The 22,809-nt window shown below is 40.7% G+C and carries 25 protein-coding genes; 18 read left to right on the top strand and 7 right to left on the bottom strand.

Going from position 1 to position 22,809, the window contains the following annotated elements; genetic code table 11:
• Genes rodA through mutS form a run of 6 tightly spaced genes read right to left on the bottom strand, consistent with a single transcriptional unit; the run spans position 1 to position 7,536 of the window.
• On the bottom strand, positions 1 to 1,158 hold the full coding sequence (gene rodA / locus ABIM45_03845) for a rod shape-determining protein RodA (protein MEO0239045.1): 1,158 nt from the start codon (positions 1,156 to 1,158) through the stop codon (positions 1 to 3).
• Positions 1,145 to 2,803 carry a penicillin-binding protein 2 gene (gene mrdA, locus ABIM45_03840; GenBank protein MEO0239044.1) on the bottom strand — a complete coding sequence of 553 codons (1,659 nt, stop codon included), beginning with the start codon at positions 2,801 to 2,803 and terminating at the stop codon, positions 1,145 to 1,147. The genes rodA and mrdA overlap by 14 nt, the downstream gene beginning before the upstream one ends.
• On the bottom strand, positions 2,800 to 3,222 hold the full coding sequence (locus ABIM45_03835; GenBank protein MEO0239043.1) for a hypothetical protein: 423 nt from the start codon (positions 3,220 to 3,222) through the stop codon (positions 2,800 to 2,802). The genes mrdA and ABIM45_03835 overlap by 4 nt, the downstream gene beginning before the upstream one ends.
• A complete protein-coding gene (locus ABIM45_03830) occupies positions 3,203 to 3,925 on the bottom strand; it encodes a rod shape-determining protein MreC (protein MEO0239042.1) in 723 nt (240 codons plus the stop codon). The genes ABIM45_03835 and ABIM45_03830 overlap by 20 nt, the downstream gene beginning before the upstream one ends.
• Complete coding sequence (locus ABIM45_03825; protein MEO0239041.1) at positions 3,926 to 4,996, bottom strand: rod shape-determining protein; 1,071 nt, start codon at positions 4,994 to 4,996, stop codon at positions 3,926 to 3,928. It abuts the gene before it with no gap.
• The gene (mutS, locus tag ABIM45_03820; protein ID MEO0239040.1) at positions 4,981 to 7,536 is read right to left on the bottom strand and encodes a DNA mismatch repair protein MutS; all 2,556 of its coding nucleotides are present in this window, start codon (positions 7,534 to 7,536) and stop codon (positions 4,981 to 4,983) included. Before mutS ends, ABIM45_03825 begins: the two co-directional genes overlap by 16 nt.
• A 163-nt stretch (positions 7,537 to 7,699) precedes the next feature.
• Here mutS and ABIM45_03815 point away from each other — a divergent pair, with 163 nt between their 5' ends.
• From ABIM45_03815 to ABIM45_03785, 7 genes are read left to right on the top strand one after another with little or no spacing between them, the layout of a single operon-like run.
• A complete protein-coding gene (locus ABIM45_03815) occupies positions 7,700 to 8,458 on the top strand; it encodes a YebC/PmpR family DNA-binding transcriptional regulator (GenBank protein ID MEO0239039.1) in 759 nt (252 codons plus the stop codon).
• A gap of 4 nt (positions 8,459 to 8,462) precedes the next feature.
• A complete protein-coding gene (ruvC, locus tag ABIM45_03810) occupies positions 8,463 to 8,939 on the top strand; it encodes a crossover junction endodeoxyribonuclease RuvC (protein MEO0239038.1) in 477 nt (158 codons plus the stop codon).
• Positions 8,917 to 9,498, top strand: a complete 582-nt coding sequence (ruvA, locus tag ABIM45_03805; protein ID MEO0239037.1) for a Holliday junction branch migration protein RuvA — start codon at positions 8,917 to 8,919, stop codon at positions 9,496 to 9,498. Before ruvC ends, ruvA begins: the two co-directional genes overlap by 23 nt.
• A complete protein-coding gene (gene ruvB, locus ABIM45_03800; GenBank protein ID MEO0239036.1) occupies positions 9,485 to 10,525 on the top strand; it encodes a Holliday junction branch migration DNA helicase RuvB in 1,041 nt (346 codons plus the stop codon). The genes ruvA and ruvB overlap by 14 nt, the downstream gene beginning before the upstream one ends.
• The gene (gene pncA, locus ABIM45_03795; GenBank protein ID MEO0239035.1) at positions 10,515 to 11,096 is read left to right on the top strand and encodes a bifunctional nicotinamidase/pyrazinamidase; all 582 of its coding nucleotides are present in this window, start codon (positions 10,515 to 10,517) and stop codon (positions 11,094 to 11,096) included. Before ruvB ends, pncA begins: the two co-directional genes overlap by 11 nt.
• 14 nt (positions 11,097 to 11,110) lie before the next feature.
• On the top strand, positions 11,111 to 12,139 hold the full coding sequence (gene mnmA / locus ABIM45_03790; protein ID MEO0239034.1) for a tRNA 2-thiouridine(34) synthase MnmA: 1,029 nt from the start codon (positions 11,111 to 11,113) through the stop codon (positions 12,137 to 12,139).
• Positions 12,132 to 13,139 carry a tRNA 4-thiouridine(8) synthase ThiI gene (locus ABIM45_03785; protein MEO0239033.1) on the top strand — a complete coding sequence of 336 codons (1,008 nt, stop codon included), beginning with the start codon at positions 12,132 to 12,134 and terminating at the stop codon, positions 13,137 to 13,139. The genes mnmA and ABIM45_03785 overlap by 8 nt, the downstream gene beginning before the upstream one ends.
• Here ABIM45_03785 and ABIM45_03780 read toward each other — a convergent pair.
• Positions 13,136 to 13,660, bottom strand: a complete 525-nt coding sequence (locus ABIM45_03780; protein MEO0239032.1) for a DUF4416 family protein — start codon at positions 13,658 to 13,660, stop codon at positions 13,136 to 13,138. The genes ABIM45_03785 and ABIM45_03780 overlap by 4 nt on opposite strands.
• A 68-nt stretch (positions 13,661 to 13,728) precedes the next feature.
• On the opposite strand from ABIM45_03780, the gene ribD reads away from it, so the two are divergent.
• Genes ribD through ABIM45_03725 form a run of 11 tightly spaced genes read left to right on the top strand, consistent with a single transcriptional unit; the run spans position 13,729 to position 22,799 of the window.
• Positions 13,729 to 14,814 carry a bifunctional diaminohydroxyphosphoribosylaminopyrimidine deaminase/5-amino-6-(5-phosphoribosylamino)uracil reductase RibD gene (gene ribD / locus ABIM45_03775; GenBank protein MEO0239031.1) on the top strand — a complete coding sequence of 362 codons (1,086 nt, stop codon included), beginning with the start codon at positions 13,729 to 13,731 and terminating at the stop codon, positions 14,812 to 14,814.
• On the top strand, positions 14,807 to 15,376 hold the full coding sequence (locus tag ABIM45_03770) for a small multi-drug export protein (GenBank protein MEO0239030.1): 570 nt from the start codon (positions 14,807 to 14,809) through the stop codon (positions 15,374 to 15,376). The genes ribD and ABIM45_03770 overlap by 8 nt, the downstream gene beginning before the upstream one ends.
• 27 nt (positions 15,377 to 15,403) lie before the next feature.
• A complete protein-coding gene (locus tag ABIM45_03765; GenBank protein ID MEO0239029.1) occupies positions 15,404 to 16,543 on the top strand; it encodes a hypothetical protein in 1,140 nt (379 codons plus the stop codon).
• Positions 16,540 to 17,262: a hypothetical protein gene (locus tag ABIM45_03760; protein MEO0239028.1), complete on the top strand. Its 723-nt coding sequence runs from the start codon at positions 16,540 to 16,542 to the stop codon at positions 17,260 to 17,262. Before ABIM45_03765 ends, ABIM45_03760 begins: the two co-directional genes overlap by 4 nt.
• The gene (locus ABIM45_03755) at positions 17,259 to 17,675 is read left to right on the top strand and encodes a hypothetical protein (GenBank protein MEO0239027.1); all 417 of its coding nucleotides are present in this window, start codon (positions 17,259 to 17,261) and stop codon (positions 17,673 to 17,675) included. Before ABIM45_03760 ends, ABIM45_03755 begins: the two co-directional genes overlap by 4 nt.
• Positions 17,669 to 18,280: a hypothetical protein gene (locus ABIM45_03750; protein ID MEO0239026.1), complete on the top strand. Its 612-nt coding sequence runs from the start codon at positions 17,669 to 17,671 to the stop codon at positions 18,278 to 18,280. Before ABIM45_03755 ends, ABIM45_03750 begins: the two co-directional genes overlap by 7 nt.
• Positions 18,270 to 18,959: a 16S rRNA (cytidine(1402)-2'-O)-methyltransferase gene (gene rsmI, locus ABIM45_03745; protein MEO0239025.1), complete on the top strand. Its 690-nt coding sequence runs from the start codon at positions 18,270 to 18,272 to the stop codon at positions 18,957 to 18,959. Before ABIM45_03750 ends, rsmI begins: the two co-directional genes overlap by 11 nt.
• Complete coding sequence (locus ABIM45_03740; GenBank protein ID MEO0239024.1) at positions 18,952 to 19,557, top strand: CDP-alcohol phosphatidyltransferase family protein; 606 nt, start codon at positions 18,952 to 18,954, stop codon at positions 19,555 to 19,557. Before rsmI ends, ABIM45_03740 begins: the two co-directional genes overlap by 8 nt.
• A complete protein-coding gene (locus ABIM45_03735; protein ID MEO0239023.1) occupies positions 19,550 to 20,647 on the top strand; it encodes an inositol-3-phosphate synthase in 1,098 nt (365 codons plus the stop codon). Before ABIM45_03740 ends, ABIM45_03735 begins: the two co-directional genes overlap by 8 nt.
• On the top strand, positions 20,647 to 21,297 hold the full coding sequence (gene tmk, locus ABIM45_03730; protein MEO0239022.1) for a dTMP kinase: 651 nt from the start codon (positions 20,647 to 20,649) through the stop codon (positions 21,295 to 21,297). The genes ABIM45_03735 and tmk overlap by 1 nt, the downstream gene beginning before the upstream one ends.
• On the top strand, positions 21,294 to 22,799 hold the full coding sequence (locus ABIM45_03725) for a S41 family peptidase (protein ID MEO0239021.1): 1,506 nt from the start codon (positions 21,294 to 21,296) through the stop codon (positions 22,797 to 22,799). The genes tmk and ABIM45_03725 overlap by 4 nt, the downstream gene beginning before the upstream one ends.
• Positions 22,800 to 22,809 lie beyond the last annotated feature (10 nt).

The raw sequence follows: 22,809 nt of genomic DNA, 5'->3' as shown, positions 1-22,809 counted from the left end.
TTAATCCTCCAGTTTCAAGATTATTAATATTGCAGTTAATTCAATTAATAGATGGCTCCCGCCATAAGTGATGAACGGTAGCGGGATTCCAACTACAGGAAGTAATGAGAGATTTGACAGTATGTTAACTGTGAAATGGAAAAAGAAGTAGGCGAAAATGCCTGCAATTATCAGTTTTTCCTGCCCTTCTTCTAATTCAATTTTTCTTAAAAGAAAACTGAGAAAAGCCATAAAAGTAGTAAGTATAATGATAAGGCCTATTAAGCCGAACTCTTCACCTATGCTCGAGAAAATGAAATCGGTGTGTGCGGCGGGGAGAAAGGCGAGACCCTTTTGAGTGCCTCTTCCAGGGCCTTTGCCAAATATACCACCAGACCCAATAGCTATTTTTGCCTGGTATATTTGCCACCCTTCTTTGCTCTTACTTTTTTCTGGATTTAAGAAGGCGGTTAATCTGTCTCTCTGGTAAGGTTTAAGAACTTTTTGCCATACGAAGGGTGTTGATAGGCTTACAATGGTGAGGAAACCTATGGTTAAAACCTTTTTGTAAATAGCCTCCTTTGAAATTAAAAGAAAAACCAGTAGAAGGAGGTATAGAATTAGTGTTGATACCAAATGGGCGGAAGCTATCATAGTTACGGGAGTAAGAATTATGAGCCTTGTGATAAAAGGGTCTATTCCCGAAAGCAATGACATTAAAAAGGCGATGAATAGAAAAGTTAAAGCAGTTCCAAGGTCTGGCTGCAGCAATACGAGGATAAAAGGAATCAATGTATAAAAGGAGGCTTTAACCAGTCTGCTTTTCATAGGCTTTTTGTTATCAGATAAGATTTTGCTGAGAATTAGAATAAGACCGAGCTTTGCAATTTCTGAAGGCTGTAGCTGCATAAAACCTAAGTTTATCCACCTGTTGACTTTACCTTTGCCAACTATCAAGACTATCACAAGGAGAATCAAGGAAATATGGTAGAGAAAATGTCCGTAGTTTAGTATGTACTCTTTCTTCATAAAAAGGGAAATAGTACCGAGAATGGCAACAAAAATTAGGACTTTTGATAGTTGAGAAAAGAAGTACGATTTTCCTATGAAATATAACTCTGTAAGCCCGATGGCTATTAAAATCAAAGCAGTGATGATTAGCAGGTTATTTCTCCTCATTCATCATCCTCTTTGCAACATTAATGGCAATTGGTGCAGCTGCCTCACTACCATGTCCTGCGTTTTCTACTACCACCGTTAAAACATATGTGGGGTCATCATAGGGGAAGAAGCAAGTAAACCAGGAATGCTCTTTACCATGGGGATTCTGAGCAGTTCCTGTTTTTCCAGCAATTTTAAAGGATGGGTCATAGAGATATCCTGCCGTTCCCTGAGGGCTTTCCACGACCATCCGCATGCCATCTTTAACGATTTCAAAATATTTCTGAGGAAGGTTTAGGTAAAGGTATTTTGGTTTGTCACCTTTTCTTACTATTGGCTCTGGACATTTTCCATTACCGGCAATCAACCCGGTTACTAAAGCCATCCAGGCAGGGGTTACCTGGATTTCTCCCTGACCAATCGACCAATTGATAACAGAACTTGGAAGTAATAGCCTGTTTTTGAGTAGTTTACTCGTTGGAATTAGAACTGTGTATTCTCCTATAAGGTCGATGCCCGTTTTTTCTGGCAAGTTAAAAGAATCGAGGGTTTCGATGAATTTGTTGGTACCGATTCTTGCCCCAACGTTGTTGAAATATACATTACAGGATTGAGCAATTGCTTCTATGAGATTAAGGGAACCATGCCCTTCTGTTCGCCAGCAAAGCCACGTTCTATTTCCGAAGGTAAACCCTCCTGGACAATAATAAACAGTGTTTTCCTTTAATGTTCCAGTATAAAGGCCCACAAGGGTTGTGATAAGCTTAAAGGTAGATCCCGGAGGATAGAGTCCCTGTAAGACTCTGTTTAATAACGGTTTTTCTTTGTCTGAGACATAATTGGTCCATCGAGTAATAAGGCTTTCGGGATTGAAATAAGGTTTTGAATAAAATATTATTACCTCGCCTGTTTTTATATTCATCCCAAAAGCTGCGCCGCGAGGATATTTTTCGAATAAAGAATCCAATAAGGCCTGCAGTTTTATGTCTATAGTAAGGAATATTTCTTCTCCTTCTGCCGGCTCTTCTGGAGGTCTTGGGTTGAGGCTAACGACGTTTCCTCTGGAATCCAATGCGATAAACCTTGCGCCATCTTGTCCTCGGAGTAGAGAATCGAAACTTCTTTCAACCCCGGCTTTTCCTATGAAATCGCCAGGGTCAAGGTTAAATCTTTTAATTTCCTCCTTAGAGGCCTCACTAACATAACCTATAAGGTGAGCTGCATATTTACCATACGGGGTATATACCCTTACAGGGTCCGCATCAATTACAATACTTTTTATGTTTATCGATTTTTCCAATAACTTTATGGTCTCTTCATATGGGAGGTTTCCTTTAATTTCGACGTAATTTCCTTTGTTCTTTAGGGTGTCTGGGTTTATTGGGAGGTCTCCTAAGAGTTCTTGCAGGGTTTTATAGTCTTCATCCTTTAAGAACTTTGGAATTGCCATTATGCGGAAGGCTGGTTTCCAAGAGGCAAGTAATATCCCGTTTCTATCGTAGATTTTTCCCCTCGGTGCATGAATTTTGTATTCTTTTAGAAAATTGTAAGTTGCCTTTTGAAGAAGGTATCTATGTTCAATGACCTGGAATTGCACTAGTCTTATAAAGATGATGGTTAGAATTAACCAGAGCGAGACTCGCAAAAGTCTTATTTTATTCATGCCAGGAATGTTGTTATTATCGCTAATACAAGAGTTAAGAGAAACTTTATCCAGACTTCTGTAAGAGTCAAGTTCCAGAATAATAAATAAACACAAAAGGATGTGAAAATGAAAATTCCGTCGAAAATTAAACGAGCTGGGGCGAAGTTTAAGTTGAAGTTATCTTTTGCCCAGCTGGTGGAGATCACCAATAATGGGAAAAGAATTGGGGAAACCCAGAGCTTGCTAATATTAAATCCATCGTGCGTTAATCCGCTTAAAAAGGCCCAAAAAAGCATTGCGGATGATTCGTATTTGAGGGATAAGTATAATAGGGTAACTAAGGAAAGATCAGGAAAATTTTGGGGAAGGACAACCATCGAAGCTGAAGCTAAAATTAATATGATTATACCGGTTACACTAAGCTTTTGGTTTTCCATATACAATTACCGTCCTGGAGGTAAAGGGTTTAAAAAATGGTTCTATTTTAGCTCTGAAAAAGATGGGGTTATCCAAATCCCTTTGATATTCCTTTACTATTCCAACAGGGATGTAAGGTTTTGCATAGCTTGAAAGTCTCGATGTAAAGAGCGTATCTCCTATCTTAATGTTTGCATCGGTGGGAATATAGAAAACGTAAGGAATTTCTCCACCCTTCAGAACGCCGGTATAGTATGGTCTAAGACATTCAACTCCTACTTTGAAATTATCGTTATAAATTGTTTTTACTGTAAGTTGTTTACCCTCTTGACTTTCTATGACGCCTACCAGAAATCCATTGAGGTTTACTACAGTGCCTTCAGTCAAGTCTTCTATTTTCGAAGATTTGATCCTTACCACAAGTATCTCCGGTATACCGAGGGGCATGTATTGAAGGATTTCCCCGACATAGAATTTGCCAGTATCGGCTATTTGGATCGCTGAAGTGTCGCTTTTAAGGAGCGTCTCTCTTAGCTTTTGATTTTCAACGGTAAGCTCAATTGAGCGTCTTTCTTCCTGGGAGAGTAATAGAATAAGATTCCGGGTGTATAGAAAAGGGAAATAAAAGGATTTTGATAAAACTACTGCGACTTCCTCTTTTACGCTTTTCAGGTTAACAAAGATTGATAATAGCAAAAATAAGACAAGGAGTTTTTTCTGCATTCAATCAATGAATTCTGTTCTTTTGACCATGGTTTTGGAGGAGGCAGTCAAGATTTGCCTATATTTATCCATATTTTCGAGTATTTTCCCTGCCCCAAGCACTACGCAGTGCCTGGGATTTTCTGAAACCTTTATAAGTATGTTTGTTTCCTCCATTAGGAGGTCGGGAAGTCCCTTAAGGAGTGAGCCTCCTCCTGTTAGATAAATTCCCCTGTCTATAATGTCGGCAAGGAGTTCTGGTGGTGTTTGTTCCAGAGCCTTTTTTAGTGCAAATACAATCTCATTAAGTGCGGGTTTTAGAGCGTTTCTAACCTCTGAACTTGAAATTTCTATGGTTTTGGGAGCGCCGCTTACGAGGTCTCTGCCTCTTACTTCCATTTTTTCTTCTGGGTATGTGGGAAATGCATTTCCAAGGCTAATTTTAATTTCCTCTGCCGTTTGTTCTCCAATGGCAATCCTGTACTTCTCTCTTATGTAAGTTGCTATAGCTTCATCCATTTCGTCACCGGCGGTTCTAATGGATTTGTTCACCACGATTCCGGAGAGGGAAATGACGGCGATTTCAGTTGTACCAGCACCTATGTCAATAACCATGTTCCCCACTGGTTCCTCTATGGGGAGGCCAAGTCCTACAGCAGCTGCAACGGGTTCGGATACCATATGAACCTTCTGGACTCCAGCCAGCAGTGCTGCGTCTCTTACAGCACGTCTTTCGACATCGGTAATACCTGATGGGACAGCAATTAAAACTACTGGCCTAATAAGAATATTTTTCTCTAACACTTTATTGAGGAAATATATTATCATTTCCTGGACCATATCAAAATCTGCAATTACGCCATCTTTCATGGGGCGTTTTGCTACAACAGTCTCTGGAGTTTTTCCAAGCATTTTTTTAGCTTCAATTCCACTGGAGATGACTTTTCCAGTATAGAGGTCCATTGCCACGACCGACGGTTCGTCAAGCACGACCCCTTTCCCCTTCACGTAAATTAAAGTAGTTGAAGTTCCAAGATCAATGGCAATTTCATTTTTAAAAAAACTTGAAAAACTTTTTAAGAACCTAAACATTTATCTACTTCCTCCCTGAGTTTGTAAAGTAAGTTTAAAGCCTCTCTTGGACTTATTCCATCAATGTCTAATGATGTTAGCTCTTCGCAAATCTTACAGCTACTCTTTTTTGCCTCAACTCTTTCAAAAAGGTTGAGCTGCTTGACATTTGATCTTACTCTTTCAAGTAATTCAGCTTCTTTCCTCTCCAGTTGGCCTGCAATTTCCTTAGCGCGTTCTATTATTTCTTTAGGAAGCCCCGACAGGGCTGCCACGTGAATTCCATAACTTTTGTTGGCAACACCTTCGACCAGTTTTCTTAAAAATACAATGTTTCCTTCCCATTCTGCTACTTTCATATGGTAATTTTTTACGTGTGGATGTATCCGAGCAATTTCTGAAAGTTCATGGTAGTGTGTTGCGAAAAGAGTTTTTGCTTTTATCCTTTCCAATATGTATTCAGCGCAAGCCCACGCAATGGCGATACCATCGGTAGTAGCGGTCCCCCGTCCAATTTCGTCGAGGATCAAAAGTGAATCAGAAGTGGCATTTCGCATGATTTCTGCAGTTTCGAGCATCTCTGCCATGAAGGTCGAAACCCCCTTTGTGATGTCATCAGAAGCACCGATTCTTGCAAATATTCTATCGGTAAGGGGTATCTCTGCGTATGTGGCGGGAACAAAACACCCCATATGAGCCATAATAACAATTATGGCAACTTGCCTCAAATAGGTAGACTTTCCTGACATATTCGGTCCGGTTATAATGTACATAATGGTATTCTCTGTGTCCAGCACAGTGTCATTAGGGATAAAGGGAGATTTCAGATTCTTTTCTACTACAGGGTGTCTACCATCCTTTATGAGTAGCCTTTTATTCGTCGTTATTGCGGGCTTTATGTATTTATAATTTCTTGAGACTTCAGCAAAAGCTTGAATTAAGTCTAACTCTTTAATAAAATTGGTCAATGCAACGATCTCTCTTGTGAAGTCTAACACCGAATTCCTGAGGTTCTCAACAATCTCCTTTTCAATTGATACAATTTTTTCTTCAGCGGAGAGGAGCTTTTCTTCAAGTTCCTTTAATTCTTCTGTATAGAATCTCTCGGCGTTTTGAAGGGTTTGTTTCCTAATGAAGTAGGAAGGTACTTTATCGAGGTGTGATTTTGTTACTTCATAGTAAAACCCAAAAACTTGGTTGTATCCGATTCGAAGATTGGGAATTCCGGTCTTTTCTCTCTCTTTTCTTTCCATCTCCAGAAGTTTTTCTTTTGAGTGGGACAGAAGGAATTTTAGTTCGTCAAGTTCTTGATTCACACCCTTCTTCACCCATCCAGGCGGAGAGGCTGTGGGATCATCTTCTATTGTGTATTCGATGGTTTTGATTAGCGATTCAAAATCCTTTGAAATTTGAGGAAAAGCAAATAAATCTTCGTTGCCTAAAAGGTTTTGTATTTCTTTGTATGCCTTTACACTTTCAGCAAGTCTCAAAAAGTCCCTTACATGAAATTTCTGAGTTGAAAATCGGGAAATTATCCTTTCCAGGTCAGAAATCTTTCTCAATATTTCACGGACCTTTTGATGCTTATCCCGGTTTGTAACAAAAAACTCGACCTTGCATAGTCTTTCATTGATTAAATTTATGTCCTTTGGAGGTGTTAAAATGGTTTCCTTAAGATACCGGCTCCCCTGTGGGGTTATAGTTTCTTTCAGGTGCTCATAAAGGGTGTCTTCCAGGTCACCGTAGGGTTTTTGTAATAGTTCAAGGTGTTTTGCAGTTTTGACATCGATTTTTAAAACTTTTTCAGTGTTAATGCGTTTTATCGTTTTCAGGTGATTGAGCATGCCTGGTTTCTTTTCTTCGAGGTAGGTTATAAGATTAAAAATGGATCTGACCTCTAAAGGGTCGTCTTGCAAGTTGATGATCTTGATATCGGGGACGCCGAAAAAATTGCAGATTTTCTCTATCATTGAATCTTTAGCAACGAGCGGTGAAGCGATTCTGGTGTAATTCTGCGGGTATCTATCCCGCAGTTCGAAATAAAGTTCATCTTCAACAAGGACCTCTCTCACATTGTAAGTCTCGACGAGATTCATCAATTCTTCAACATTGCCATTTTCTAAAAAGATCTCACCTGTTCCTATGTCACCGATGGCAATAGAACCCCTGCTCTTTAATGCTGTTAAGGACCCGATAAAGATGTGCTCGGTTTCATCGCTAAAGTCTGGATGGTAAAAGGTTCCTGGAGTTAGAACCTCAACGATTTCTCTTTCCATTAATTTTTTACCTTCTCCCAATTGTTCGCAAATTGCTACCTTGAAACCATTCCTGACTAATTTTTCGAAGTATTGCCAGGCTGCTTTTGCTGGAATGCCTGCAAGGGGGGCTCTGTGATTTTTGTAAAGGGGTTTAGAAGTCAAAGTTATACCAAGTACCTTCGAGGCCACTTGATCATCGTCGTATAGAAACTCGTAAAAATCACCAATTCTGAAGGCTAAGAGGGTATCCTTGTTCTTCTCTTTCAAAGATTTGTACTGGGTAAGAAGTGGCGTCTCGGACATGGGATAATTTTAATTTTTAAATTCGAAACTCGCAAAGGTTCTGATTTGTTTGCTTTTCATATCCTTTGCTTTTGAACTTTTCAATTTAGTGCCTGCTTGAAAAAAGGATGCTCTTAACTTATACTTAACTTAATGCAGAAGATTTAAAAATGGAGGTGGAAATATGTCAGGTCATTCCAAATGGGCTCAAATTAAACATAAAAAGGCAAAGGTTGACGCTCAGCGCGGGAAACTTTTCACGAAAGTGATTAGAGAAATCACTGTTGCCGCTAAACTGGGCGGTGGTGACCCGGAGCACAATCCGCGCCTTAGAATCGCTATTGAAAAAGCAAAAGAAATAAATATGCCATGGGAGAATATAGAAAGGGCTATCAAAAGAGGGACAGGAGAACTTGAGGGTGTTGAATATGTCGAAACTGTATTTGAAGGATTCGGGCCTGAGGGTGTAGCTTTTTTAGTGAAAGTTCTTACTGACAACAAAAACAGAACCAGTGGAGAAATCAGGCACATATTTACAAAACATGGTGGGCATCTTGGGGCACCAGGGAGTGTTGCTTGGCAGTTTGAAGAGAAAGGGATCATTTACATTGATAAAGACAAGGTTTCTGAGGATGCGGTTCTGGAAATTGCCCTCGATGCAGGTGCTGAGGATGTAAAAGATGAAGGGGATACTTTTGCTGTTTATTGCAATCCCAAGGATTTTGAAAGGGTTAAAAATGCTTTTAAAGAGAAGGGCATTGAGATTTCAGAAGCAGACATTACTATGATTCCGCAGTCTACTGTTAAAATTGAAGATGAAAAAACTGCTGAAAAAATACTTAGGTTAATGGATGCCCTCGAAGAAAATGACGATGTTCAAAAGGTTTTTGCCAACTTTGATATTCCTGAGAATGTGCTTCAGACAATTGCCGCAAAATCCTGATTAAATGTTGATTTTGGGGATTGATCCCGGTCTGAGGGCGAGTGGGGTTGCGGTTATTGACCACAATTATGAGATTAAGTTTACTGAGACGCTTTATACCGAAACGGGAAGTTTGAGTGAGCGGCTACATATCCTTTATGAAGGGATTTCTAAAATCCTTGATGATTGGAATCCTGATGTGGTCGTCATAGAGAGTACCATTTATTACAGAAATGTGAAAACTGCCCTTACGCTGGGAGCAGTGAGAGGTGCTTTTCTCCTTGCTGTTGCGCAGAAGGGTGTTGAAGTGGCAGAAATTTCACCGACGAAGGTAAAGTTAAGTCTTACGGGTCAAGGAAGAGCAAAAAAGAAGCAGGTTGCCTATATGGTTAAGAATCTGGTAAAACTTAATAGAGAACTTACAGAACACGAATTTGATGCCGTTGGAGTTTGTATTGCTTATTTGAGGAATCTTAAAAATGCTATACGCCTTAGAAGGTAAGGTAATCGAGAAAAAGGATGTTCATGTTTTCCTCAGTGTGAATGGTCTTGTTTTTGATATTTTAGTGACCCCTACTTTTGCTGAAAAACTTGAGGTAGGGACCATTAAGCTCATCTATGTAAGTATGGTAATTTCTGAGGAAAATGTTGCCCTTTACGGTTTTAAAACCCCACAAGAGCGTGATATATTCAATTACCTCATTAGATTGCAGGGCATTGGACCAAATCTTGTCTTCCGCATAATGTCAGCCTTGAGTGTTGAGGAGCTCATAGAGTGTCTTGAAAAGGGTGATACTAAGAGGTTGTCACAGATAAAAGGCGTTGGTGCAAAAAGAGCGGAGCGGATAATTTTTGAAGCTCAGGGGCTTCCAGTGAAAGCAGTTGAAAGAAGGGTAGAGGAATCTGTAAGGTCAAAGGCTATTTCTGCACTCGTTTCTCTCGGTCTAAAGGAGCAGGATGCCGTTAATCTTATTGATAAAACGATAAAGAGTATGGGTAAATCTGTTACTCTTGAAGAACTAATTAAGGCAGCGCTGGGAGGCAGTGGTGAGGATAACTGATCCCAAAAGAATTTTTGATGAGGATAGAGAACTTGATAGAGCCTTAAGGCCCCTTTCCTTTGGAGAGTTTATAGGTCAAGAAAAGATTAAGGAGAACCTGGAAATTTTCGTTAAAGCTGCCAATATGAGGGGTGAGCAGCTTGACCATGTGCTACTCCTTGGTCCCCCGGGGCTTGGAAAGACTACCTTAGCTTATATTATTGCCAATGAAATGGGGGTAAATATCAAAGCCACTTCTGGTCCTATTATTGAGAGGCCTATTGACCTTGTGGGAATTTTAACTTCTTTGAAGGAAAGGGATGTGCTTTTTATCGATGAAATTCACAGACTTCCCCGAGCAGTAGAAGAGTATCTTTATTCTGCGATGGAAGACTTCAAGATTGACATTGTCCTTGACAAGGGGCCGAAAGCTGAATCTATAAGAATCGATATTGCCCCATTCACATTGATTGGTGCTACTACGAGGGTCGGCCTATTGACATCACCCTTGATTTCCCGTTTCGGAATGTCTTTTAGGTTGGATTATTACAGTGTCGATGAGCTTTACAGAATTATAATCCGTTCTTCCAGTCTGTTAAAGGTGAAAATCAGCGAAGAGGGGGCGCTGGAAATTGCGAAAAGGTCGAGAGGGACTCCACGGGTCGCCAATCGGCTTTTGCGGAGAGTAAGGGATTATGCAGAGGTCAAAGCTAATGGTGTTATAGACAAAGACCTTGCCGTTTATGCATTAAACAATCTGGATGTTGATGAAAGGGGCCTTGACGAAATGGACAAAAGGATTTTGAAAACAATTATAGAAAAGTTTAATGGAGGTCCCGTTGGAATAAAAACTTTATCCCATGCGGTTTCAGAAGACCCTGGGACCATAGAAGAGGTTTATGAGCCTTTTCTTTTACGTGAAGGTTTTTTGAAGAGAACAACCAGGGGCCGAGTTGCAACCCCTTTAGCCTATAAACATTTGGGGTATGACCTAAAAGGTATTAACTTTGAGTTGTTTAAGGAAGGGGAGGTTATCGATGAAAATTAAATTAAGGGAAAAAGACGCATTGATTGTTGTAGATTTGCAGAATGATTTTTGCCCTGGTGGGGCACTCGCTGTTCCGGAAGGAGATAAGATAGTTCCAGTGTTAAACGCCTATATTGAGCGTTTTAGCAATAGCAAATCCTTAATTGTTGCTACCAGGGATTGGCATCCCGAGAATCATATTTCCTTCGCAGAGCAGGGGGGAATCTGGCCGAAACATTGTGTTCAAAATACTAAGGGTGCTGAATTTCATCCAGATTTGAAATTGCCTTCGGATTCCATCATAGTGTCCAAGGCAACGGAGCCAGACAAGGAAGCCTACTCTGGATTTGATGGAACCAATCTGGATAAACTACTGAAAGGTAAGGGAGTAACAAGACTTTTCGTGGGTGGGCTTGCAACGGACTACTGTGTAAGGGCTACGGTCCTTGATGCGTTGAGACTTGGTTTTTGTGTGTTTTTACTATTAGATGCTATAAAAGGTGTGAATGTCCAACCAGAGGATTCTGAGAGAGCCATCGTAGAAATGCTGGAGAAGGGCGCAATTGGTATATTTTTTGAGGAAATTAAGTAACACTTGTTTATTCAATGGCCTCTTCCGTTGTCGTTTTGATGAGTGGTGGTGTTGATTCAACCGTTGCGGCACTTGTATTGAAGGAAAAGGGATACGAAGTTATCGGTGTTACCTTCAATTTTAACTCGAGATGCGGAAATGTTCAGGATATTGATGATGCGAGGAAGATGGCAAAAAAGATAGGAATCAGGCATGAGGTTATTGATCTTGCTGATTATTTTAGAAGGGAAATTATTCAGTATTTTCTTGATGAGTACAGAAATGGGCGCACCCCGAATCCCTGTGCCCTTTGTAACAGGAGGGTAAAGCTCCATTGGGGGGTAAAGGTTGCCGATGAATTTGGATGTGAATTTGTTGCAACGGGACATTATGCTCGAGTCACTCATGAAGAGGGAGATGTCCATTTAAAGAAAGCCCTATGGGAGGACAAATCTCAGGAATATTACCTTGCCTTAATTGAGAAGGAGCATCTCAGAAGATTGGCCTTACCACTGGGTGAAATGTCCAAGGATGAAGTTAGAAAAAGGGCAAAAGAGTTTGGACTTGAGGTGCACGACAAAGAAGAGAGCCAGGATGTTTGTTTTGTGGGTAAAGATTACAGAAGTTTTCTTCTAAAGAGGGGTTTTGAGAGGAGAGAAGGTTTGATAGTAGATGAGAAGGGCAATGTCCTCGGTAAGCACGATGGATATTACTTTTTTACCATTGGCCAGAGGAGAGGTATTGGGGTTGCAGTTGGCGAGAGACTTTACGTAAAGGAAATCATCCCCGATAAAAATATTGTTGTTGTTGCCCCCTTAGAGAAATTGTACAGGGATAGCTTTTTCGTCCAGAACGTTAATTTTTTGGAGGGGCTTAGAGAGGGCGAGATATTAGAAGTAAGGGTCAGGTATAGGGGCAAGACTGCTGAATGTACTCTTCATCCTTATGCTGAAAATGTTTACAAAGTCGAACTCAGGTCGGAATTGTTTGCAATCACTCCTGGACAGGTTGCTGTCTTTTACCGGGGAGATACTGTAGTGGGGGGAGGTATAATAAGTGGCTGAGAGGAACGTAAAGGCTTTGGCGCTGCTTTCCGGAGGACTCGATTCCACCCTTTCCGCTTTGCTTATGAAAAAGCACGGTATAGAGGTTAAAGGTATTGTCTTCATCACCCTCTTTTCCTCTTCAGAAGTGGACTTAGGAAAAGTTTCCGAATCTAAGAAAGCTTACTACGATAGTGTTGGGATTGATACAGATGTATATGAAGTTGTGGATGAGTACTTAGAACTGGTGAAAAATCCCCCACATAGTTACGGTAAACAAATGAATCCCTGTATTGATTGTAAAATCCTTTTTCTCAGGAAGGCCAAGGAATTGCTTGACAAGTATGGGGCAAAGTTTATCATAACGGGGGAAGTCTTAGGTCAGAGGCCCATGTCGCAGATGCTAAATGCCCTTTTACAAATTGAAAAAGAGGCGAGTGTTGAAGGGCTTGTCGTTAGACCGCTCTCTGGGAAACTTTTGCCGCCAACAAAACCTGAGTTAGAAGGTATAATAGAGAGAGATTGGCTGCTGGCTATAAAGGGAAGGGGAAGAAATGAGCAAATCAAATTGGCCAAAGAACTGGGCTTGCAAAAATTCCAACAGCCTGCTGGTGGGTGCTTGTTAACGGTGCCTGATTTTGCTGCCCGCTTAAAAAAAATCTTACTAAGGGACGAACTTGATCCCTTCCATGTATCACTAATTAAGCTGGGGAGGCATTTCTTTGTGAAGGGCACCAGATTGGTAGTAGGTCGAAACGAAAGGGAAAATCATGAATTGTTGAAAATTACTGCTGGCAAATTTGTCATTATAGAGCCTTTGAATACTACTGGTCCCCTTGCATCCTATGAAGGGAAGGGTGTGGATGAGGAGACTTTAAAGACGATACTTAGAATCGTTGCAAGGTACTGCGATAAGAAGGAAAACATTGAGTTTTCTGTTAAGTTACCGTCGGGGGAAGCTTTTACCTGCCTAATTGAGAAAGCTTTCGAACCATTGGAAGTTGAGAAGTTCAGAGATTAGTAAATTCTCAGGAGTTTGAGCTTTTCTCGGGCTTTTTTGAAGAAATCCTTAGCGACTTCAGTTTTGTAATCGGGGTATGTCCAGGGTAACTCAATGAACCCCTCTTTTTTTGAATAGATCAATGTCACCTCTGCAAATATTCCATCGCCTATGTAAATTCTGTGGGAGTAATTCTTAGTCGTAAAGAGAATCACATTTGAGAGAGTAACATAGCCGGGATCAATGTTGATGGTTCGCTTGCCAGAAACGGAAAATTTATCTTCAATCTCATTCGAGAGCAATTTGATTTTATGAAGCCCTTCTAAGGGCCTTAGCCCTTTGAATAAAACCCACGCCCTCAGTAAGCCTTTACCCATTTCTTCCGCATAATAATTTGTGAATTCATCGAAAGAGAGGGGTTCAGAGACAAAGTCTACTTCGCCTAAGGGATTCAAGATTTCTCCAAGCTTGGAAAGGTTACTTTCGCTGGTAATAATCCCACTAAAGAGAATAACCGGCTCTGGAACTTTTACTTTGCCCATAGTTAAATTATAAATCCATTGGTTAAAAAGTAAGCCTGATTGCGTGATAACCTTTATAATTAAAGAGTATGAACGATGACGTTTTTTATATGAAAAAGGTTTTTGAGCTGGCAAGGCTTGGAGAAGGGTTTACTTCTCCCAATCCGATGGTTGGTGCGGTTATTGTTAAGGGTGGTAGGGTTGTTGGTATTGGATATCATAAGAAAAAGGGTGATAAGCACGCAGAGATAAGGGCTATAGAGGACGCTGTTGGACATCTTGAAGAGTCTACTCTTTATATTAATTTGGAACCTTGTATTCATTACGGTTCTACACCCCCCTGCGCACCTGTCGTAGCCCAGGTGGGCATTAAAAAGGTGGTCATTTCCAATGTTGACCCGAATCCCCTTGTAAATGGGAAAGGTATCGAATACCTCAGAAGTAAGGGCATAGAAGTGATTACAGGGGTTCTTGAAGAGGAGGGATATTTTTTAAATCGGTTTTTCTTCCATCATGTTAAGACAGGTTTCCCTTATGTGATTGGCAAAATGGCTTTGAGTCTGGACGGTTTCATTGCAGATAAAAATGGAGATTCTAAGTGGATTAGCGGAGAAGATTCCCGAACTTACGTTCACAAAATCAGAGGTGAGGTTGATGCTGTTATGGTTGGAAAGGGTACTGTGGAGAAGGATAACCCATCCCTTCTTCCACGCCTTGTCTATTCCCCAAAGATACCCGCAAGGATCGTTGTAGCTAAAAAACCTTTTATCAATTTTGATTATCAGATTTTTAATTCTGGCGGGATTATTTATATTATCACGACGAAAAACTCTAAATGGCAAATACCTGGCAACTTGAAAGCTGAGGTTGAACTTATTGAAGTTGATGAATTTGAGGATGGCAGGATTAATCTTAAGGAAGCTCTTTTGACTCTCGGAAGTAAGGGTGTTCAGTCAATCTTGTGCGAAGGTGGCAGTTTCCTTATGGGAGAACTTTTGAAGCACGGCTTAGTGCAGGAACTGGTTATTTTTTACTCAAATTTAATTTTGGGCGAAGGTGTAAAACCCTTTGGTAGTGTGTCTGTTTCGATGAAAGATGCAATTAGAAATTTCAAGCTTTATGAGAGATTGAATTTCCAGAATGACACCATGATGAGATTTCTAAAAAATGGCTGAGAAGATAATTTCATATCTTTCAAATGTTATTAGCAGCAAGGAGTTAATTGTTTTTATTGTTTCAATGCTGCCGGTTGTGGAACTGAGGGGTGCCATCCCACTTGCCGTTTTTCAATACCAATTTCCCCTTTACAAGGCCTTCGCTCTTTCTGCTATTGGAAATATTTTGATTACGGTTCCGCTCGTTTTTTTAATAGATTTTGCGGAAAAACATTTCAGAAGGTTTGCCTTTTTGAGCAGGTTGCTGGATAAAGTTTTGGCGAGAGCAAATAAACACAAGGGTTATGTTGAAAAATATGAGTTTTTGGGGCTATTTATCTTTGTCGCTATTCCTCTTCCTGGAACTGGTGCGTGGACAGGTGCTTTGATTGCCTACCTTCTCTCGATGAATAAATGGTTGGCTTTTCTCTCAATTTCCTTAGGCGTTTTGATGGCCGGAGTTCTGGTGAGCTTTTTTACTTCACTGGGCTTTGTGAAAGGATTGCTACTTGCCATTGTCACATTGCTCGTTGTTGACAGAGTGGTTTCTTATTTCTTGGATAAATTTTATAAAAAGGCTTAAAATATTTAAATTAGCAGGAGGTGATGAATGAGAGCAAATCTGAGTTATAGCTATAGGGATGTGTGGAACAGCATAAAATACAGTTTCAGTTTCAAGAAGCTGTGGACCCAGCTGCAAGGACTTGTCATAGGGGTGATGATCTATTCTGCTTTTGCCTATTTGGCACTGATTGTTAGTGGGTATCCCGTCAAGGATATATGGTACTACTGGAAGTTCTTGCCAATTCCCGTTGGTGAGCCGTTGTCAATTCCCGGCTGGATTCTTTTGATTATCGGCCTTGTGGGTTTAGTGGTGTCGATTTACCTTTATGCTGTTGCCGTCGCCAAGATTACTGTGGAGCAGTTAAGAGGAGATGAATTCTACGAGGTTAAAGATGCCGTAAATTATGCAAAGAAAAAGGGATGGCCAGTTATAACAACCCCATTGAGTATTCTATTTGTAATTCTATTTATTCTCTTAGGTGGTGTCGTTCTCGGTCTTCTTGGGAAGATCCCGTATCTCGGGGAGATAATCCTTTTAATAAGTGCTATTCCTGCTATCGTTATGTGCTTTTTCCTCGTTTACCTTTTCCTTGCGTTTATAATTTCTCTGATCCTTCCTACTTCTGTCGTTTCTATTCAAGAGTCCGATACTTTTGATACTCTTTTTGAGGTCTTCTCTACATTGAACGAACAGCCATTCCGCTTTGTCCTTTATCAATTCTACACTCTGATTCTTGCGATCTTCACGCCATCAGTTTTTGCATGGGCCCTTGGAAGGGCCGTATGGATAATGGATAAGGTACTTTCTGCTTCATGGCTTATGGGTGATAAGTTCAGGGCCATTGAAGAGGCAGCTTTATACTTTTTTACATCTTCACCCTTATTTGGGTCCCTTTATCCTTACCTGAGATTCCTTGGTATCCATGGAATTTTGAATGTTCCATCGACCCTTCCAGCATCAGGGTTCCTTGTCCATTTGACCGGTTTCTTCTTTGGGTTGGGACTTTATATAATGGCTTTCCTGGTTGTTGCTCAGGTGCTGAATTCTCTGAATGTAGGTACTTTAATTTCGTACATCGTTATAGTTAAGAAAAAGGACGATTTGGATCTTTTGGAAATCGAGAAGGAAGAGGAGAAAGTTGAGGAAGTCAGTTCTCAACCAAGTGGAGGTGAAGAGGTTAAGTGATAGGTGTTGAACTCGATTTTGAGACCTTCCGCCTCGTAAGGAGGGAGAGGGGACGAATTCTTGAATTTCTTGAGGGTGAAGTAAAGGCTTTAAACAAATTAAAAGGTGAAGAAGTCTATATAACCTTTTCAGCCCCGAGGGCAGTAGGTAAGTTTTACGAAGATAAGGTTAAACCCAAAACTATCGAAAGTGAATTTGGTATCTCCTTCGAAATCCGAAAAAAGACACTCAAAATTGGGAAAAAGAGCTTAACTTTCGTTGGAGCAGTGGAAAAAGAGACTTATGAATCTGCCATGAAATTTATTGATGGACTAAAAATCTCCAGAATCAAAAGGATAGATTTTTCTCCCTTCGTTTTTCACGATCTTTTGTACCTTTCCAGTTTTGCAACGAAGTTTAAGGATTTTCTGGCTATTCACTTTGGGAAGAAATATTTCTACTATGCTGTGTGCAAAGAAGGTATGGTAAAATTGGTTTCTTCTGCAGAGATGGAGAACTTTTCAAACATTGCAGCTGAATTGATCAAAACTTTCTTCGAGGAAGGCCTCACAACAACCGTTGTTTCTGGCGATCACACTAAGGAACTCACCATGGAATTAAAGGCACTTGCTGAAGACGTTGATATTGAGGTATTAAATCCCTTTGTAGATTTTAAAATCGCCACTCCCAAAGAGGTAAAACAACCTCTTTACGCTCTGGCATTGGGAGTTACTTTATGATATTGAAGTTTGACTTTAGAAAAAAGAAGTCCCCTTTAAGACCACTGTTTTTTTTAGTACTTATTGTGATAATATCGTCGTTGGTGGTGACCCAAAGGGGTGATTTGGTCAAGCTAAGTAAATTTTTAAAATCGGGTAAGCCAAGAATAGTAGGTGAGTCTAATAGGCAAAAGCCCGAGGCGCAGAAAGAGGCAACCACCCCCCTTGAGAAACCATCGGTTGAAAAACAGTTGGTTCTCAGTGGTGTCCTTATAGTGGGGGATGAAAAATATGCTTACCTTAGGTCCTTTGATGGTGAGAAGTATATCCTTCGCGAAGGTGAATATGGGGGTAAATTTACTCTGGAACGTGTATTTCCAGATTCAGTGATTCTGGTATGGAATGACGGCAGACGTGAGGTGATAAAATGGTAATTGCTTGTCTCTTGGGTTTTCTTCTCAGCGGCTTTGTTTCTTTGGAACAAGAAATAAGTGTAGTGGAAATAAAAATTAAAGGAAATTTCATGAATGTAGAGGTTTCCGATTTTCCTTACGAGGGAGTGCTTACCGTTGATATCAAAGGCACCATAAAAGATGGTTTATCCGCGGTGGATTACCCGAATTCCTTCGTTAAAAATGTAGAAGTTAAGAAAAGTAAAGGATTCACCAGGATAATTTTCAGGATGGTTGGCCCCTTTGAGATTAGAGATAAATCAACAAGCAGTACTTCTATAAGCATCAGCTTGAAGCCCTTACGTCAAAGAATAGTTGTGGAACCCATGAAATATTCGAAAACTCAGGCACAACCTTCTGGAGAGGTAAAAGTAGTTAAAGAGACCGTTTTTGTGTCTGAGCCAAAGCCGGTTTACCTAAGGTGCAGAGACCTAATTGGAGAGGAGTTATCGGAGTTTGTTAAGATTGCCACAGGCAGGAGCTTAGATCTGAAGAAAGATAAAAGATTTACCGGGGAATACAATTCGGTTTCTTTGGAAAGATTCTTCAGGGAATTTCCGGATTATTTTGAAAAATATGCAAAGTGAAGAGGGAATCCTTTACGTAGTATCCACCCCTATTGGTAACTTAGAGGATATAACTCTCAGGGCGTTAAAAGTACTAACAGAGTCCGATATCATTCTCTGCGAAGACACAAGGGAGACACTTAAGATTCTGAATCATTACAAGATTTCTGGCCCAAGGCTGTTAAGGTACGATGAACATGTAGAGGCACAAAGAATTCCGGAAGTTAAGAAATATTTGCGGGATGGGTTAAAAATTTCCCTTGTTACAAATGCTGGAACCCCCACCATACAAGACCCGGGTTATAGGTTGGTGAGGGCCCTCAGGGAGGAGGGATTTAGGGTTGTGCCTGTACCGGGGCCTTCAGCCCTTATTGCGGCCCTCTCTGTCTCAGGTTGTCCTACGGATAGTTTTGTCTTTTATGGTTTTTTACCGAGAAAGGAGGGTAAGAGAAAGAAATTGATGCAAACTTTTATTAATGAGACAAGGACCATTATCTTTTATGAGTCGCCAGAGAGAATTGCAAGAACAATTGAGGAGCTTAAAGGTTTTGAAAAACTTAATGACAGGTTTATATTTATTGCAAGAGAAATGACGAAACTTCATGAAGAATATGTATTTTGTAAGCTTTCCGATTTAGACGTAAGTTCGTTGAAAACAAAGGGCGAATTTGTTGTAGTTCTGGAGGGTGCCGGTGAATGAAGAATTGAAGAAGACCGGAAGAAATTTACTTTCTCCGGTGGTTAAGATGGCATTAAAACTTAATTTAAGCCCAAATGCAATCACTTTAATAGGTTTGATTATTACCCTTTTGGCATCTTATTTTTATGCCAAGGGTTCTTTTAGAATCGCAGGTCTTATCCTTCTATTGGCTGGGTTGTGTGATGCAATTGATGGCGAAGTGGCGAGAAAGGCTAATAAAGTGAGTAAATTCGGGGCTTTTTTTGATTCTACAATCGATAGGTTTGAAGAGTTTTTCGTCTTCGGAGGCATTTTGTTTTACTACTCCATGGTTAGACAGGATATTTTACTTTCTATTGTGGTGTATCTAATTTTGTTAGGCTCCATAATGACAAGCTACATAAGGGCGAGAGCTGAGGGAATCGGTTTTTCTCCTACTTCAGGTCCCATGGACAGGCCGGGCAGATATATTTACATCGTTTTATTTTCAATAATTGCAGGGAGTGGGGTGTTGTTCAGTGTTGCAATGGTGGTGTTGCTCTTTTTAGTATACTTGACGGTAGTAAATAGGTTTAAGGAATTCAGGATTTTAATCAGCAAGGAGGAAAAAAATGGGTGAAATCCGAGTAGCCATAATAGGCGTCGGAAACTGTGCCTCCAGTTTGGTTCAAGGGGTATACTACTATAGGAACGCGAAGCCAGGGGATTTTATTCCTGGAATTATGCACGTGGAACTCGGTGGTTATCATATCAGCGACATAAAATTTGTAGCGGGTGTGGATATCAATATTACCAAAGTGGGTAAGGACCTGTCGGAGGCTATCTTTGCTGAACCTAATTGCACTTATAAGTTCACTGATGTGCCAAAGTTAAATGCTAAAGTCTACAGGGGAATGACCCACGATGGAATTGGAAAGTATCTGGAAAATGTTATAGTGAAGGCCCCTGGCCCCACTGATGACTTAGTCAAAATTTTCAAAGACCTTGGGGTTGACGTGGTTGTAAACTTTTTACCCGTGGGTGCAGAAGAGGCTACAAAATGGTATGTTGAGCAGGCCATTCAAGCTGGAGCTGCCTTCGTAAATGGAATTCCCGTTTTCATTGCCAGCTCTCCTTACTGGCAGAAGAGATTTGAGGAGGCAGGCCTGCCTGTTTTAGGGGATGATATAAAATCTCAGGTTGGTGCAACAATAGTGCATAGGGTACTTACTCAGCTATTTATTGACAGAGGTGTAAAACTGGAAAGAACCGCACAGCTCAACGTCGGTGGTAATACAGACTTTTTGAATATGCTGGAGAGAGAAAGGCTCGCCTCTAAGAAGGTTTCAAAGACAAATGCCGTTAAATCCCTATTGCCCTATGATATAGGGGATGAGAACATTTACATAGGTCCTTCTGACTATGTTGCGTGGTTAAAGGACAGGAAGTGGGCTTATATAAGGCTTGAAGGTAGAACTTTCGGGGATGTTCCTTTGAACATAGAGTTGAAACTGGAGGTTTGGGATTCACCAAATTCAGCGGGTGTTATGATCGACGCCATTAGATGTGCGAAAATTGCTAAGGATAGAGGTCTTAAGGGGGCTATTATTGAACCATCTTCTTATTTCTTCAAAACTCCACCTCAACAATTCCCTGACTGGAAGGCTAAGGAGCTTACCGAGGAGTGGATAAGGAAATATGGACACGGTAAAAACGAAAAGAACGATTAATGGGTAAATGGGGCTTTTTTATAACGATTGAGGGTCCGGAAGGAAGCGGTAAGAGTACATTAACAGAGGGGATTCTAAGGTTTTTCAGGGAAAAGGGTTTTGATGTGGTTTACACGCGTGAACCTGGTGGTACACCGGTTGGAGAACAAATTAGAGGGATAATACTAAACAACATTGAAGGGATGGATTCTTTCACCGAGGTCTTCCTATTCCTCGCGGCGAGAAGGGAGAATGTCTTAAGAAATATACTGCCTGCTCTAAGGGAGGGTAAAGTAGTTGTTTGTGACCGATATACTGACTCTACCATAGCCTATCAAGGATATGGGAGGGGCTTGCCCATTAAGTTGCTTCGCAGATTGAATAAGCTTGCAACCGCTGGAATTAAACCTGACATTACTTTGTTCGTTGATGTGGACCCTAAGATTGGCTTTCAAAGGATAAACGGCAAAGAACTTGATAGAATCGAAAGGGAAGACATCCAATTCCATGAAAGGGTTCGAGAAGGTTATCACAAAATAGCCAAAATAGCCGGGAAGAGGGTTAAGGTGCTGGACGGCACGTTACCAACAGATGCTCTTTTAGAGAGGGCTATTGATTTGATAGTCGCGAGAATGCGGGAAAAACAAAAAATAAGAGGTGATAAGCTATGAAACTTAAAAGGGCTTTAATAATTTCAGCTATCGTTCTTCTGTCAGTCTTTCTGGGTTACGGCATCGGAGTATGCAAGGAAAGGGCTTCCTTGCGAACGATGATGCAAATCTATTCGAACGTAATAACCTACATACAAATGTTCTATGTTGAGGAGAAAAATCCGTCGGAATTAGTTGAGAACAGCATCAAGGGAATGGTTGGATCCTTAGATCCTTTCTCAGAATTTCTGAATCCTGATGAGAGTGAAGAATTTTCCATTGCTACAACAGGTAAGTTCGGAGGTATAGGAGCCCAAATCGGCATAAGGGATAATTGGGTAACTATTATCGCACCTATTGAAGGAACTCCTGCCTATCGGGCGGGCCTACTTGCAGGGGATCGTATTGTCGAAATCGATGGCAAGTCAACGGAGGGTATGAAAGTAAACGATGCAGTTAAGCTTTTAAGGGGGGAGCCTGGGACAGTCGTAAAGATAAAGGTTTACAGACCCGTGACCCAGAAGGAGTTTTCTGTAGAGCTGGTGAGGGATACTATTTTTATCGATCCAATACCTTACTACGGAAAATTGGATGACAAAACAGGGTACATAAGGATCTCAAGTTTCCAGGATGGGCTCTCAAAGGAATTTTCCTCAGTTCTTGATACATTGAGGATGAAGGGTGTAAACAAACTGATAATTGATTTGAGAGGCAATCCAGGAGGATTGTTAAACGAGGCGGTGAATTTACTCAGCTTTTTCTTCGAACCGGGGACATTGGTAGTTTCCACAAAGGGCAGAACACCGGATAATAACTTTGAGTACAGAACTACGGGAGATGGAAAGTTTAAAGACATTCCAATAGTTGTCCTTGTGGATAAGGGTTCAGCCAGCGCTAGTGAAATTGTGGCGGGTGCACTTCAAGACTGGGATAGGGGAATTGTCATAGGTGATACAACCTTTGGTAAAGGCTCTGTTCAAAGAGTTTTTAAGCTTCAAGAGGGATACGAATTAAAGTTAACCACCGCCAAGTACTACACACCATCAGGTCGGTGTATCCATAGGAATGAGAACAAGGATTCGACCCTGAAGGATACAACTACTTATTTCACAAAAATACTCGGAAAACCACTAAAAGGTGGGGGTGGCATTTCGCCTCACATTTTGGTCAAGCAAGAAGTTGTATCCAATTTTACTCAGGAAATCTACCCACACTTCTTTGGCTTTGCCGTCGAATATAAGTCAAAGAATAAGGTTTATCCAGGGATGAATAGCACAATCATCGCCGAGTTTAAGGAATATTTGAGGAAGAACAAGGTCAAATTTACTGACGAGGAGTTTGAAAAAAATCTCGAGCAGATAAAGAGGTTATTGGATGCAGAAATTTCCGAAAAATACGATGGAAGCAAAGGTAGGTATGCCAGTCTATTAAGGGACGATGTGACCGTTAAGAAAGCTCAAGAAGTTTTGGCAAATATAAGATCGTTAAAAGATTTGAGAGACTATATTTCATCAAAGTTGTAAGAAAAGCCCG

Source organism: candidate division WOR-3 bacterium (assembly GCA_039803545.1).
Taxonomy (GTDB): Bacteria; Hydrothermota; Hydrothermia; order UBA1063; family UBA1063; genus UBA1063.
Note: the sequence above shows the minus strand (reverse complement) of the source record. Positions and strands in the feature narration are given on the sequence as shown.